12 protein-coding genes and 1 tRNA gene are annotated in these 12,887 nt (G+C 66.3%); 7 read left to right on the top strand and 6 right to left on the bottom strand.

What is annotated here, in order from left to right:
- Positions 1-20: 20 nt before the first annotated feature.
- The 3 genes from HWX09_RS20835 to recA form a co-directional block, all read right to left on the bottom strand.
- On the bottom strand, positions 21-629 hold the full coding sequence (locus HWX09_RS20835) for a DUF2889 domain-containing protein (protein WP_027785327.1): 609 nt from the start codon (positions 627-629) through the stop codon (positions 21-23).
- A gap of 145 nt (positions 630-774) precedes the next feature.
- Positions 775-1,638, bottom strand: a complete 864-nt coding sequence (gene recX / locus HWX09_RS20830) for a recombination regulator RecX (protein WP_027785328.1) — start codon at positions 1,636-1,638, stop codon at positions 775-777.
- Entirely contained in the window at positions 1,638-2,708 is a 1,071-nt protein-coding gene (gene recA, locus HWX09_RS20825; protein ID WP_027785329.1) for a recombinase RecA, read from the bottom strand. Before recA ends, recX begins: the two co-directional genes overlap by 1 nt.
- A 186-nt stretch (positions 2,709-2,894) precedes the next feature.
- Here recA and HWX09_RS20820 point away from each other — a divergent pair, with 186 nt between their 5' ends.
- The 4 genes from HWX09_RS20820 to HWX09_RS20805 all read left to right on the top strand — a co-directional run bounded on the left by HWX09_RS20820 (position 2,895) and on the right by HWX09_RS20805 (position 7,310).
- Entirely contained in the window at positions 2,895-3,623 is a 729-nt protein-coding gene (locus HWX09_RS20820; protein ID WP_027785330.1) for a response regulator transcription factor, read from the top strand.
- Positions 3,624-3,640: 17 nt separating this feature from the next.
- Positions 3,641-5,188 (top strand): sensor histidine kinase, encoded by a 1,548-nt coding sequence (locus HWX09_RS20815; RefSeq protein ID WP_027785331.1) that lies wholly within the window; start codon positions 3,641-3,643, stop codon positions 5,186-5,188.
- 227 nt (positions 5,189-5,415) lie between these two features.
- Positions 5,416-7,074: an MFS transporter gene (locus tag HWX09_RS20810; RefSeq protein WP_027785332.1), complete on the top strand. Its 1,659-nt coding sequence runs from the start codon at positions 5,416-5,418 to the stop codon at positions 7,072-7,074.
- Between the two features lie 159 nt (positions 7,075-7,233).
- A tRNA-Met gene (locus HWX09_RS20805) sits at positions 7,234-7,310 on the top strand.
- A 232-nt stretch (positions 7,311-7,542) separates the two neighbouring features.
- Here the strand turns inward: HWX09_RS20805 and HWX09_RS20800 are convergent.
- The gene (locus HWX09_RS20800) at positions 7,543-8,514 is read right to left on the bottom strand and encodes a LysR family transcriptional regulator (protein WP_027785333.1); all 972 of its coding nucleotides are present in this window, start codon (positions 8,512-8,514) and stop codon (positions 7,543-7,545) included.
- A 175-nt stretch (positions 8,515-8,689) separates the two neighbouring features.
- On the bottom strand, positions 8,690-9,664 hold the full coding sequence (locus HWX09_RS20795) for a GlxA family transcriptional regulator (protein WP_027785334.1): 975 nt from the start codon (positions 9,662-9,664) through the stop codon (positions 8,690-8,692).
- A gap of 117 nt (positions 9,665-9,781) precedes the next feature.
- Between HWX09_RS20795 and HWX09_RS20790 the strand changes: the two genes are divergently transcribed.
- On the top strand, positions 9,782-10,465 hold the full coding sequence (locus HWX09_RS20790; protein WP_027785335.1) for a DJ-1/PfpI family protein: 684 nt from the start codon (positions 9,782-9,784) through the stop codon (positions 10,463-10,465).
- A 59-nt stretch (positions 10,466-10,524) separates the two neighbouring features.
- Positions 10,525-10,836 (top strand): cupin domain-containing protein, encoded by a 312-nt coding sequence (locus HWX09_RS20785; RefSeq protein WP_027785336.1) that lies wholly within the window; start codon positions 10,525-10,527, stop codon positions 10,834-10,836.
- Between the two features lie 86 nt (positions 10,837-10,922).
- Here the strand turns inward: HWX09_RS20785 and HWX09_RS20780 are convergent, their stop codons facing one another.
- A complete protein-coding gene (locus HWX09_RS20780) occupies positions 10,923-11,207 on the bottom strand; it encodes a PAAR domain-containing protein (protein ID WP_027785337.1) in 285 nt (94 codons plus the stop codon).
- A 575-nt stretch (positions 11,208-11,782) separates the two neighbouring features.
- Between HWX09_RS20780 and HWX09_RS20775 the strand changes: the two genes are divergently transcribed.
- Positions 11,783-12,670, top strand: a complete 888-nt coding sequence (locus tag HWX09_RS20775) for a LysR family transcriptional regulator (protein WP_027785338.1) — start codon at positions 11,783-11,785, stop codon at positions 12,668-12,670.
- The last annotated feature ends 217 nt before the right edge of the window (positions 12,671-12,887 follow it).

Here is a 12,887-nt window from a genome sequence, read left to right as displayed (position 1 = left end):
CTTCTTCGAATGATTTCCGTTCATTCCTTCGTGCTGCCTTCACCGGGCAGATCCGGCCGAATCGGGCCATACCAGCGCGGGTAGTACTGCCGCACGACCTCGCCGTCGAATCGCAGCGCACGGCAGCGGCCGAGCTGGAACGGCGGTTCGGCGTGCACGCCGTCATGATCCGGCCCTTCGCCGCCCTCCTCGCGCACGTTCCACACATCACCGGCGAACGCCTGGATCGCGGCCGTCGGCAGCACGGCGCACAGTTCGGTGAGATGGGAACAGCCTGCGACGCCGGCGAGCAGCCGGTTCGCGTTGCGGCGGAAATTGCGGAAGAGATTGAGCCCGATGAGGGCCCGATAGGCAGGCGGGGCGGATTGACAGTGACCGGGATAGGGCACCCATTCCGAAGACGCTTCGGCGTCGACGACATTGAGGTCACGATCGATGGTCACGCGCAGCCAGAGTTCGTGGATCGGCAGGCCCTGGGGCCGGATGCCCGACGCAAGTGCGACATCGCGCGGCTTGTGGTCGGTCAGGCAGGCTTCGATGTCCCACAAGCCGTCGCCGCGCTCGTAGGCTTCCGCTCGGATTGCGCGTCGATGTCGCAACTGACGGGGCACGGGCTCGGATAGCGGCATGCTGGAGGTTGAGGCCGAAGAGGAAAACCGGTGGATTTTAGCATATTGGGTATTTGAGACAGTTTGCCGCGACGGCGGGTATTCCCGCCTGCCGGAAGCGGTTGCAATGCAGCAAAATCGCGCGCCACACGCGCGGCCGGGCGCGTCAGTCGTCGATCGGGAAATCGTCGCCGACTTTCAGCAACTTCACGATGGTCGCACTCGAGAAGCCGCGGGCGGCAAGGAAGCGCGCCTGCTTCGCGCGCTCCGCGGGCGTTTGCGGCAGTGCACCGAATTTCTTGCGCCAGACGGCCTGCGCGCGCGTCAACTCGGTCTCGCGCAATTGCGCATTCACCTCTTCGACGAGACTGTCACCGACCGCATGGCGCTTCAGCTCGCTGACGATGCGCGCGACGCCGACGCGCGATGCGCGGCGATGCACGAGGCTCTCGGCGAAGCGCGCGTCGGACAGCCAGCCTTCCTTTTCCAGCGCATCGAGGACCGGTTCGACGGATTCGTCCTCGCCGACGTAGGGGGCGAGCTTGCGCGCGAGCTCCGTGCGGCTGTATTCGCGCCTCGACAGATAGCCGAGCGCGCGGCCCTTCAACGACCGCGGCGGCTTCGACGACTTGCGCTCGCCGGCGCCCGGAGCGTCGCTTGAAGCAGCGCCGGAAGACGCGCCGGCTGCGCGGCGTGTGCGGCGCGGATGCTGGCTGCTGCGCGTATAGACATCTTCTGCCGCGGGCGAATCGGCTGCGCGATCGCCCGGGAAGCGGACACCGGACACGCGACGGCGGGAGCGATCGTGTGCGTCGAACGACTCATCGTCGTCGAACGGATCGTCCGGTGCGGCAATCTCAAATGAAACGAGGGCATCGTCGGATGCCCTCGTCGCGGTGCGGTTCGCGGCGTTGCCGCCTGCGTCCCGCCGGTCGGCGCCCGAGGATCCGGCTCGCCGGCCGGAGCGACCCGCCGTTTCGGGCGCGTCGCTCTCTTCCGTCTCGCCAGCCTGACCTCGGCGCCCGACCATCACTCTTCTTCGTCCAACACCTCGGCTTCGTTGCCAGCGCCATCAGGCATTGCGACGACGCCGAGCGATTCGCGAATGCGGTTCTCGATCTCGCGTGCGATTTCCGGATTCTCACGCAGGAATTCGCGCGCGTTGTCCTTGCCCTGGCCGATCTTCTCGCCGTTGTAGCTGTACCAGGCGCCCGCCTTGTCGACGATCTTCGCCTGCACGCCGAGATCGATGATCTCGCCCTGACGCGAAATGCCTTCGCCATACAGGATGTCGAAGATCGCTTCGCGGAACGGCGGCGCCACCTTGTTCTTGACGACCTTCACGCGGGTCTCGTTGCCGATCACCTCGTCGTTCTTCTTGATCGAGCCGATCCGGCGGATGTCGAGACGCACCGACGAGTAGAACTTCAGTGCGTTGCCGCCCGTCGTGGTTTCCGGATTGCCGAACATCACGCCGATCTTCATCCGGATCTGGTTGATGAAGATCACGAGGCAGTTCGTGCGCTTGATCGTGCCGGTCAGCTTGCGCAGCGCCTGCGACATCAGGCGAGCCTGCAGGCCCGGCAGCGAATCGCCCATCTCGCCTTCGATTTCGGCCTTCGGCACGAGCGCCGCGACCGAGTCGATGACGATCATGTCGATCGAGCCCGAGCGCACCAGCGCGTCGGTGATTTCCAGCGCCTGCTCGCCGGTGTCCGGCTGCGAGATCAGCAGTTCCGGCACGTTCACGCCGAGCTTCGACGCGTACTGAACGTCGAGCGCGTGCTCGGCATCGATGAAGGCTGCCGTGCCGCCGATCTTCTGCAGTTCGGCGATGACCTGCAGCGTGAGCGTGGTTTTACCGGACGATTCCGGACCGTAGATCTCGACCACCCGGCCGCGCGGCAGGCCGCCGACGCCAAGCGCGATGTCGAGACCCAGCGAACCCGTGGAGACGACCTGGATGTCCTCGGCCGCCTCGGCGTCGCCCATGCGCATGATCGACCCTTTGCCGAACTGCTTCTCGATCTGCGCGAGTGCGGCCGCCAGCGCCTTGCTCTTCTCGGCGGTCATCCCGGAGCCCTTCTTGCTATCTTCCATGAATCGTCCTTTGCTATGATGAGCAGCGTCTGTTGGAGGCGCGCCCGCTTCAAGCGCTGCCCACGAATTCAGACACTGTATAAAAAAACAGTGTTTTGTGCAAGCCCGCAATGCAGAGCGTTGTACACGAATAACTTCGGAGACAGCCGCACCGGCGAGAACGCCCTGCCGGCATCGGTCAGCAACATGCGAATTCTCATCGCCGAAGACGACAGCATACTCGCGGACGGCCTCACCCGGTCACTCCGCCAATCGGGCTATGCCGTCGATCACGTGAAGAGCGGCGTCGACGCCGACACCGCGCTGTCCATGCAGACTTTCGACCTGCTGATCCTCGATCTCGGGCTACCGAAAATGTCCGGGCTCGACGTCCTCAAGCGCCTGCGCGCACGCAATTCCAATCTGCCCGTGCTGATCCTGACCGCCGCCGACAGCGTCGACGAACGCGTGAAGGGGCTCGACCTCGGCGCCGACGACTACATGGCCAAGCCGTTCGCGCTCAACGAGCTCGAGGCGCGCGTGCGCGCGCTGACCCGGCGCGGCGCCGGCGGCGGCCCGACCGTCGTGCGCCATGGCTCGCTCGCGTTCGACCAGGTCGGCCGCATCGCGTATGCGAACGATCACGTGCTCGATCTCTCCGCGCGCGAACTCGGCCTGCTCGAGGTGCTGCTGCAGCGGATCGGCCGCCTCGTGTCGAAGGAACAGCTCGTCGATCATCTGTGCGAATGGGGCGAGGAAGTCAGCAACAACGCGATCGAAGTCTACGTGCACCGGCTGCGCAAGAAGATCGAACCGAGCGGCGTGCGGATCTCGACCGTGCGCGGCCTCGGCTATTGCCTCGAGAAAGTCGCGCCCGCGACGCCGGCCAACACGGCGGCGCCCCAGCCCGCGGCGGCCGGCACGCCGCTGCGCTGACGCCGGGCGGCGCCGCGATGGCCACGCCGGCCCATTCCCGCCACCCGACCGGCGCGCCGTCGTCGGCTGCCGACGAGGCGCGCGACGCGCGCTACGAGAACCCGTTCGCGCCGCCCGACGAAACCGAATCGCCCGAAACGCCGCGCCCGCGCTCGCTGTTCGGCGAAATCCTCGACTGGATGCTCGCGCCGCTGCTGCTGTTGTGGCCGATGAGCATCGCCGTCACCTATCTCGTCGCGAAAACGATCGCGAACAGCCCGTTCGACCGCGCGCTCGAGACCAACGCATACGTGCTCGCACGGCAGATCCACCCGGTCAACGGCGTCGCCGAGCTGACGCTGCCGGAGCAAACGCGCGACTTCCTGCGCGCGGACAACGTCGACAGCGTCTACTTCCAGGTGCTCGGCACGCGCGGCGAGCTGGTCGCGGGCGAGGCCGACATGCCGCTGCCGCGCGACGAGGACCGCCCGCCGCCGGGCGTCGTCGTGTTCCGCGACGACCTGCTGCGCGGCAACGACGTGCGCGTCGCGTATACGACCGTCGAGCTGCCGCAGGCGAGCGGCGCGCAGCCCGTGCTCGTGCAGGTCGGCGAAACGCTCGACAAGCGCAACGCGCTCGCGAACGACATCATCAAGGGCGTGATCCTGCCGCAATTCGTGATCCTGCCGCTCGCGATCCTGCTCGTCTGGTTCGGGCTGTCGCGCGGGCTCGCACCGCTCAACGCGCTGCAGGCGCACATTCGCGCGCGGCGGCCCGATGACCTGTCGCCCGTCGAGGCGCAGCGCGCGCCGCCCGAGATCGAACCGCTCGTCACGTCGTTCAACGACCTGCTCGCGCGGCTCGAACAGAACATGGCGCTGCAGAAACGCTTCATCGCCGACGCCGCGCACCAGATGAAGACGCCGCTCGCGGGCCTGCGCACGCAGGCCGAGTTCGCGCTGCGCCACCCGGTGCCGCCCGACGTGCAGCGCTCGCTCGAGCAGATCGCGACGAGCTCCGAGCAGGCCGCGCGGCTCGTCACGCAACTGCTTGCGCTCGCGCGCGCCGAGAACCGCGCGAGCGGGCTCACGTTCGAGCCGGTCGAGATCGCCGCGCTCGCGCGGCGCACGGTGCGCGACTGGGTACAGGCCGCGCTCGCGAAACGCATGGACCTCGGGTACGAAGGCCCGGACGACGACGCGCCGCTCGACGTCGACGGCAATCCGGTGATGCTGCGCGAGATGCTCGGCAACCTGGTCGACAACGCGATCCGCTATACGCCCGAAGGCGGTCGCATCACCGTGCGCGTGCGTGCCGAGCCCGCGGCGCGGCTCGTGCATCTCGAAGTCGAGGATACGGGCCCGGGCATCCCGGCCGGCGAGCGCGAGCGTGTCGTCGAGCGCTTCTACCGGATCCTCGGCCGCGAAGGCGACGGCAGCGGCCTCGGGCTCGCGATCGTGCGCGAGATCGCCGCGCAGCACGGCGGCACGCTGACGCTCGACGATCACGTCTACCAGCACGCGCCGCGCCTCGCCGGCACGCTCGTGCGCATCAGCCTGCCGCTCACCGACACCGCCCCGGATTAACCCTGACGCGCATCGCCGCGGCTCGGCGCGAATACGTCGAAACCGGCGATTTACCGGACGTTCGTGCCACGATCGGCTCGCGAAGCGACCGATTCGACACGGGTTAACGCGCAGTCGTTTTGTACGCGCGAGTCAGTGCGCCGTAAGTTTCCGTGCCAATAATCGTCGACAGGCCCGCCCCTCCCAAGGCGGCCGCACATCTATATCAAGGGACTTGGAGACGATTCATGGCAACGTTAGGCGGGCAAATTTCGCACTCGCCGATGACGGGCGAAGAGAAGAAGGTGATCTTCGCGTCGTCGCTCGGCACCGTGTTCGAGTGGTACGACTTTTACCTGGCCGGGTCACTCGCGGCCTACATCAGCAAGAGCTTCTTCTCCGGCGTCAATCCGACCGCCGCGTTCATCTTCACGCTGCTCGGCTTCGCCGCCGGCTTCGCGGTGCGGCCGTTCGGCGCGATCGTGTTCGGCCGGCTCGGCGACCTCGTCGGCCGCAAGCACACGTTCCTCGTGACGATCGTGATCATGGGCGTCTCGACGTTCGTGGTCGGCTTCCTGCCCGGTTACGCATCGATCGGCATCGCCGCCCCCGTGATCTTCATCGCGATGCGGCTGCTGCAGGGCCTCGCGCTCGGCGGCGAGTACGGCGGCGCGGCGACCTACGTCGCCGAGCATGCGCCGGCCAACCGGCGCGGCTTCTACACCGCGTGGATCCAGACGACGGCCACGCTCGGCCTGTTCCTGTCGCTGCTCGTGATCCTCGGCGTGCGCACGTTCATCGGCGAGGAAGCGTTCGGCAGCTGGGGCTGGCGCGTGCCGTTCGTCGCGTCGATCCTGCTGCTCGCGGTGTCGGTGTGGATCCGGCTGCAGCTGAACGAATCGCCGGTGTTCCTGCGCATCAAGGCGGAGGGCAAGACGTCGAAGGCGCCGCTGACCGAAGCATTCGGCCAGTGGAAGAACCTGAAGATCGTGATCCTCGCGCTCATCGGCCTGACGGCCGGCCAGGCCGTCGTGTGGTACACGGGCCAGTTCTACGCGCTGTTCTTCCTCACGCAGACGCTGAAGGTCGACGGCGCCAGCGCGAACATCCTGATCGCGATCGCGCTCCTGATCGGCACGCCGTTCTTCCTGTTCTTCGGTTCGCTGTCGGACAAGATCGGCCGCAAGCCGATCATCCTCGCCGGCTGCCTGATCGCGGCGCTGACCTACTTCCCGCTGTTCAAGGCGCTCACGCACTACGCGAATCCGCAGCTCGAACTCGCGACGCAGAAGGCGCCGATCACGGTCGTCGCCGATCCGGCCACCTGTTCGTTCCAGTTCAACCCGGTCGGTACGTCGAAGTTCACCAGCTCGTGCGACATCGCGAAGGGCGCGCTCGCGAAGGCCGGCCTGAACTACGAGAACGTCGCGGCGCCGGCCGGTACGCCGGCTGAAATCAAGGTCGGCGACACGGTGATCCAGACCTACGACGGCAAGGCGGCCGACGCGAAGGCGCAGGGCGCCGCGTTCGACAAGACGCTCGCGTCGACGCTGAAGGGGGCCGGCTACCCGGCGAAGGCCGACCCGGCGCAACTCAACTGGCCGATGACGATCGTGATCCTGACGATCCTCGTGATCTACGTGACGATGGTCTACGGCCCGATCGCCGCGATGCTGGTCGAGATGTTCCCGACGCGGATCCGCTACACGTCGATGTCGCTGCCCTATCACATCGGCAACGGCTGGTTCGGCGGCTTCCTGCCGGCGACCGCGTTCGCGATCGTCGCGGCGAAGGGCAACATCTATTCGGGGCTCTGGTACCCGATCGTGATCGCGCTGGCCACCTTCGTGATCGGCCTGCTGTTCGTCAAGGAGACGAAGGACTCGGACATCTACGCGCAGGATTGATGGTGTGCGTGGAGCGGGGGACGGCCGGCGGAGATACGCCTTCCGGTGGCCGGCTCCCGGCCGTGATGGAGGTCGGCACGGGGCGGCGGCAACTTTTTTCGGGAAAGATGGAAAAAGGTATTGACAGCCGGACGGCCGATCGACATAATTCAAGTCTTCGGCGAATTAGCTCAGTCGGTTAGAGCGACGGAATCATAATCCGCAGGTCCGGGGTTCGAATCCCTGATTCGCCACCAAATGCGAAAAGCCGCTGTTTCGAAAGGAACAGCGGCTTTTTTCATTGCGTCACGCGTCAGTGACTTCCTGTCGCAACATCCCCGTCTGCATCAACACCCCACTCGCTCACGCATCGATGATGATCCAGCCCGGCCCATCAGCCACTCGGCCGCCCACGGCACGGATCGTGCAGCGGCGGCATTTGACGGAGCAACCGAAACGGCGCCAAGCGCTGCGCGCCGATGCGCAGCGTCACACGGCCACCGCCCCTCTCTGGAGCGCCGCCTGCACCTCCACCTTCCCCCGCCAGTTTTCCCCACCCTCCAGCGCCGGCGTCGACTCGAACAGCTCCGCGATCCAGTCGGCGAACACGCGCACCTTCTGCGACAGATGCCGGTTGTGCGGATAGACGATCGAGATCGGTTTCGGCTTCGGATTGCAGTCCGGCAGCACCTCGACCAGCGAGCCGTCGAGCAGGTTCGGCAGCACCATGAACAGCGTCGGCTGGATCATCCCGAAGCCTTCGAGCCCGCACGTCACGTACGCATCCGAATCGTTGACCGTGACGCTGGCGTTCATCCGCACCTCGAATGGCTTGCCGTCGATCATGAACACCCACGGAATCGCCCGCGCGCCATGGCTCGAACGAAAATTCACCGCATGATGATCGACGAGATCGGCAATCTCGTTCGGCTCGCCGTGGCGGGCGAGGTAATCGGGCGACGCGCACGTCACGCGCTTCAGCATCCCGATGCGCCGCGCGACCATCGACGAATCCTCGAGCGGCCCGACCCGGATCATGCAGTCGATGCCTTCCTCGACCGGATCGACGTAGCGGTCGGACAGCCCCAGCTCGAGCGTGATGTCCGGATAGCGCTGCCGGAAGACCGACAGCGACGGCAGCACGATGCGCCGCCCGAGCGAACTCGGCATGTGAACGCGCAGCATGCCGCTCGGCTTGCGGTTGCCGGCCTGGAAACTCGCGTCGGCCTCGGCGATCTCCGCGATGATCTTCATGCAATGCTCGTAGTACGCAGCGCCCTCCTGCGTCAGCGACAGCCGGCGCGTCGTCCGGTGCATCAGGCGCACGCCGAGCAGCGCCTCGAGATTCTGGATGATGGTCGTCACCGACGCGCGCGGCATCGCAAGCGTGTCGGCCGCCCGCGTGAAGCTGTTCGCGTCGACCACGCGGGTAAAAACTTCCATTGCCTGAATGCGGTCCATGCTGCTTCCCCCTTCGAATCGCCAACGGAACAGAATAGAGCGCGCGACGGGCGCGGCACAAGCCCCCGTCCATTGTTCTCATATCCTGAATAGTTCCAATGCTTCGGACTGGAAATCGACCCGTTTCCAATCAGTTCCGGGCGGCGTCGCGCCGGCCCCGCTCATCCGTCCAACGTTAGCGCACGAACCGCTCGCGATACCCCTGCGGCGACACGCCGAGCACGCGCACGAAGCTGCGCCGCAGCGTCTCCTCGGAACCGAAACCGCAACGCCCGGCAATCCGCTTGACGGGCCACGCCGTTTCGCCGAGCAGGCGTTGCGCGGCCTCGACACGGATCTGCTCGACCGCGCGCGCGGGCGTGCGGCCGGTTTCCGCGCGATAGTGGCGCACGAAGCTGCGCTCGCTCATGCTCACGCGCTCGGCGAGCGCGGGCACTGACAAGTCGGCCGTCAGGTGCTCGGCCATCCATGCGTGCAGCTCGCCGAACCGGTCGGCGGTGCGCTGCATCGACAGCATCGTGCTGAACTGCGCCTGCCCGCCCGGACGCTTCAGGAACACGACGAGTTCTCGCGCGACGTCGAGCGCGGTCGCCCGCCCGAGATCCTCCTCGACCAGCGCGAGCGCGAGATCGATGCCGGCCGTCACGCCGGCCGACGTCCACAGCGCGCCTTCGCGGATGAAGATCGGGTCCGGCTCGACGCGCACGTTCGGGTAGCGCGCCGCGAATTCGTCGCAGCGCGCCCAATGCGTGACCGCGCGCCGGCCGTCGAGCAGGCCGGCTTCCGCGAGCAGAAACGCGCCGGTGCAGACGGACGCCACGCGCCGCGCGCGCCCGGCCTGCTGCCGCACCCAGCGCACCACCCGCGCATCCTTCGATGCCGCATGCACGCCCTTGCCGCCGGCGACGATCAGCGTATCCGGACGGCGCGCGGCCGCGCTGAGCGACTCGGCCATCACGACGAGGCCCGACGACGTCTCGACGGGCCCCGCTTCGACGGCCACGACGCGCGGCGCATACGGCGCCGGCTGCCCGCGCTCCAGCGCGAGCTCGTTGACGGACGCGAACACCTGCAGCGGCCCCGTCACATCGAGCAATTGCGCACGGGGAAACGCGAGGACCAGGATCGAACGCGGGGCGGCGGCAGGCATGTCCATTGGCTGAAAACGTGGGGGATATGGCGATTTCGCCAAACACTACGCGCCTAGAATCGATCTGTCCATCCCGTGCCGAACGGCGCGCGTTCCCTTCCCTCTCGGAGCCTTCGCATGACCCTGCATATCGGCCTTCTCGTCTTTCCGGGCGTCCAGCAACTCGACCTCACCGGCCCGCACGACGTGCTCGCGTCGCTGCCGGATGCGGCCGTCCATCTGGTGTGGAAGTCGCGCGACGCGGTCGCGTCGAGCAGCGGCCTCGCACTCGCGCCGACCTGTACGTTCGACGACTGCCCGCCGCTCGACGTGATCTGCATCCCGGGCGGGATCGGCATCAACGAGCTGCTGCTCGATGCCGAAACGATCGCGTTCGTGCAACGGCGCGCGGCCACCGCGCGCTACGTGACGTCGGTCTGCACGGGCTCGCTACTGCTCGGCGTGGCCGGCCTGCTGCGCGGGCGGCGCGCGACGACGCACTGGAGATACCACGCGCTGCTCGAACCGCTCGGTGCGATACCCGTGCGCGAGCGTGTCGTGCGCGACGGCAACCTGGTCACGGGCGGCGGCGTGACGGCCGGCATCGATTTCGCGCTGACGATCGCCGCGGAGCTGGTCGGCGACGAGGAAGCGCAGGCGATCCAGCTGCAGCTCGAATACGCGCCCGCGCCGCCGTTCGACGCCGGCTCGCCCGACACCGCGCCGGCCGCGGTCGTGGAGCGCGTCACCGAGCGTTCGGCGGCCGGCTTCGCGAAGCGTAAGCAGATCGTCGAGCAGGCGCTGCGCGCCACGTCGCGCTGAATGCGGATGTCGGGAAAATCACTGGAAAGCGGCGCGCACGCGTGCCGGGGAACACATCGATGAACATCATCCGGAGCGCCGCATTCACGGCGGACCGCGCGTGGGGCGCCCTCGACATCGCGAACCTGAACGGCATCACGGTCCGGCTGCACTGGACCGACCAGCCGTATCGCTGGCATGTGAACGACGGCGAGGAGGTGTTCGCGGTGCTCGATGGCCGCGTCGAGATGCGCTACCGCGACGCAGGCGTCGAGCACGCGACGGTGCTCGAAACGGGCGACGTCTTCCACGCGACGGTCGGCACCGAGCACGTCGCGCATCCGCTCGGCGCCGCGCGCATCCTCGTGATCGAGACCGAAGGCAGCGCCTGACGGCAAGCGCCCGTGCATCGATGCCGCCCGGAGGGCAACTGCGTCCGCGCGGCTGCCTCCGCGTGGCTGCATCCGCGCGGCGCGTTTTACGCCGAGATGGTCCCGGTGGCCTGCGACGCGATCAGTTTCGGCTGCGGCGTGCACTGGCACTGGCACAAGTCGTGTTCGAGGGCAACGACCTTACCCATCACGGTCATCGTGCGCTCGCCGCCGTCCGACACGATCACGCCCGGCGACTTGCACGCCGCACAGAACACGGATGCGCCGAGGTATGCGAGTTCGCGCCCGTCGAACGACGAATTGGCGATCCCTTCGAGCACGACGCCGCCGTGATCGGTCGTGTCGCCCTTCAGAATGAATTTGCGGCTCATGATGTCGGTTCTTCCCTCGGAAACGCCGCGCAACGCAGTCGCGCGCGGGCAAACTGCCCGTCGATCGCGGGCGTTCCGCGAGCATATCATCGCTCGTCGCCGCGACACGCGCCTCCCGCGGCACCAACCGGCGGCTGCAAGAAGTATGCGTCGCGCGCGGCTATCCGGCGCCCCGGTGTGCTCACGAGCCGCGATGCGCTGCCCGGTTGCCTGCGGCTACCCGATCCACTGCTTCGTCGAAGCCATGCGTCGACGCAATCGCGCGAAGCTGCCGTGACGACAGGACACATCCGGCTCGGCATCACATTGCATCGAGAATAGCGGATGCTTTAATAAAAAATTAACCTATATTTTCGTACAATTACTAAATACAATCCCACCAAAAAGGTTTAATAGCAAACCGAATCAAATCATTGATTCAACGACCTACCCACCTCGGAACCCATCATTCTCCGGCCGTTCTCACACCCGATAAATACGCAATTCCATAATAATCATTCGTAAAAAAAGCCCATTAAAATTCAGTAAACCGATAGATAGAATTCAATCAACACTTTCTATATATCGATAAAAAAATGGACGAACTCCTACCGATGCGACTCTTCGTCAAGGTCGCCGAACTTCGTAGTTTCGTGCGCGCGGCCACGGAACTGAACATATCCAATTCGTCGGCCACCCGCCTCGTCATGAGCATCGAGGATCGGCTCGGCGCCCGCCTGCTGAATCGCACCACCCGCAGCCTGTCGCTGACCGACGCGGGCCATCTCTATCTGGCGCAGATACGTCACGTGATCGACGAAATCGACCGGGTCGAGGAAACGATCGCATCGATGCATCACGAACCGATCGGATCGCTGAAAATCGCCGCGCCGGTCATGTTCGGCATGCACGTGCTCGCGCCGGCCATCGACGCGTTCAAGATGCGCCACCCGGCCATCGTGCCGGAAGTCACGATCGTGGATCGTCACGTCGACCTCGTGTCGGAGGGCTTCGACGTCGGCCTGCTGCTGTCCCAGCACATCAGCAACAACACACTGGTGAAGCGCCCGCTCACGCGGCTCAAGCAGATCGTCTGCGCCGCGCCGCAATATGTCGACCGGCATGGCGCGCCCATGCATCCGCATGATCTCGCGTCGCACGCATGCCTGGCATTCCATGCCGATTTCATGGGCGAATACCTGTCGTTCGATCACGACCAGACGCGCATCACCGTGCGTCCGAACAAGTCCGCGTCGTCGAACAACGTCGGGCTGATCCGGAACTGGGCGTTGTCCGGCATGGGCGTCGCGGTCCTGCCCGACTTCCTCGTCGAGTCGGATCTCGACGACGGCCGGCTGCTGGCGCTGCTGCCCGGCTATCGGCTCGAGGCGCTCGAAATGAATGTCGCGTATCCGAGCCGGCGGCACTTTCCGCGCAAGGCCCGGCTTTTCGTCGATCACCTGATCGACCATTTCGTCAGTTGAATGAACCGTGGAATCGCGCACCATTTTTCACGCCGATTCACCGCTGCCCGTTCGACCGTCGCATGGCCCGGGCGGCGCGCCGGCTGGGGCTCCTGCGGCCGTTGGCCGGTCGCTCGGCCGGTATGGGCACGCCTGTTGCGCCGGCGCATCTCGGTAGTCAACCGGCCTTGGCAGCCCGCCGCGGAGGACTACACTAATCCTCAATAGGGTGCGGCCG

It is taken from the genome of Burkholderia sp. BCC1208 (assembly GCF_902833095.1).
In the GTDB taxonomy this organism is placed as follows: domain Bacteria; phylum Pseudomonadota; class Gammaproteobacteria; order Burkholderiales; family Burkholderiaceae; genus Burkholderia.
The sequence above is the reverse complement of the archived record's forward strand: the minus strand, read 5'-3'. Positions and strand labels throughout refer to the sequence as shown.

Coding starts and splice junctions, on each gene's coding strand:
- HWX09_RS20835 (WP_027785327.1), bottom strand. CDS start 629: ATGCCGCTATCCGAGCCCGTGCCCCGTCAGTTGCGACATCGACGCGCA.
- recX (WP_027785328.1), bottom strand. CDS start 1,638: ATGGTCGGGCGCCGAGGTCAGGCTGGCGAGACGGAAGAGAGCGACGCG.
- recA (WP_027785329.1), bottom strand. CDS start 2,708: ATGGAAGATAGCAAGAAGGGCTCCGGGATGACCGCCGAGAAGAGCAAG.
- HWX09_RS20820 (WP_027785330.1), top strand. CDS start 2,895: ATGCGAATTCTCATCGCCGAAGACGACAGCATACTCGCGGACGGCCTC.
- HWX09_RS20815 (WP_027785331.1), top strand. CDS start 3,641: ATGGCCACGCCGGCCCATTCCCGCCACCCGACCGGCGCGCCGTCGTCG.
- HWX09_RS20810 (WP_027785332.1), top strand. CDS start 5,416: ATGGCAACGTTAGGCGGGCAAATTTCGCACTCGCCGATGACGGGCGAA.
- HWX09_RS20800 (WP_027785333.1), bottom strand. CDS start 8,514: ATGGACCGCATTCAGGCAATGGAAGTTTTTACCCGCGTGGTCGACGCG.
- HWX09_RS20795 (WP_027785334.1), bottom strand. CDS start 9,664: ATGCCTGCCGCCGCCCCGCGTTCGATCCTGGTCCTCGCGTTTCCCCGT.
- HWX09_RS20790 (WP_027785335.1), top strand. CDS start 9,782: ATGACCCTGCATATCGGCCTTCTCGTCTTTCCGGGCGTCCAGCAACTC.
- HWX09_RS20785 (WP_027785336.1), top strand. CDS start 10,525: ATGAACATCATCCGGAGCGCCGCATTCACGGCGGACCGCGCGTGGGGC.
- HWX09_RS20780 (WP_027785337.1), bottom strand. CDS start 11,207: ATGAGCCGCAAATTCATTCTGAAGGGCGACACGACCGATCACGGCGGC.
- HWX09_RS20775 (WP_027785338.1), top strand. CDS start 11,783: ATGGACGAACTCCTACCGATGCGACTCTTCGTCAAGGTCGCCGAACTT.